The sequence below is a fragment of the Paraburkholderia sp. RL17-373-BIF-A genome (assembly GCF_046030175.1).
GTDB lineage: Bacteria > Pseudomonadota > Gammaproteobacteria > Burkholderiales > Burkholderiaceae > Paraburkholderia.
Genome location: NZ_JARESO010000409.1, coordinates 1 through 499 on the forward strand (window position 1 = coordinate 1; position 499 = coordinate 499).

At 57.7% G+C, this 499-nt stretch carries 1 protein-coding gene; it reads left to right on the plus strand.

From position 1 onward, the window contains the following. Positions 1-475, plus strand: a 475-nt coding sequence (locus P0D80_RS51135) for a Tn3 family transposase (RefSeq protein WP_408296599.1), incomplete at its 5' end; no start/stop codon positions are given. Positions 476-499: the final 24 nt, after the last annotated feature.

Sequence of the window (499 nt, forward strand, 5' to 3'; positions counted from 1 at the left end):
AATCCTGCGCCGCCTCGGCTCGGAGAGCACGAAAAACAAGCTCTACTTCGCATTCCGGGAGCTGGGGCGCGTGACCCGGACGCTGTTCCTGCTCAAATATCTCAATGAACCGGACCTGCGTCGCACAATTCACGCGGCGACCAACAAGAGCGAGCAGTTCAACGACTTCGCGCAGTGGCTGATGTTCGGCGGCGAAGGTGTTATCGCCGAAAACGTCCGGTACGAGCAGCGCAAGGTGATCAAGTACAACCACCTCGTCGCGAACATGGTGCTCCTGTACAACGTGCAGTGGATGTCACGCAAACTGAAGGAACTGCAGGAGAAGGGGCATCCTGTCGACGCTGATGTCCTCAAGGTGCTGTCGCCGTACCGGCGGGAGCACATCAACCGGTTCGGGGACTATCTGCTGGATCTCCTGCGCTCCGTTCCACCGCTCGATCCGACCATCGATTTCGCATTCAAATCAGCCGCTTAGGCCGAGATGTGGCGGATTTTTAAT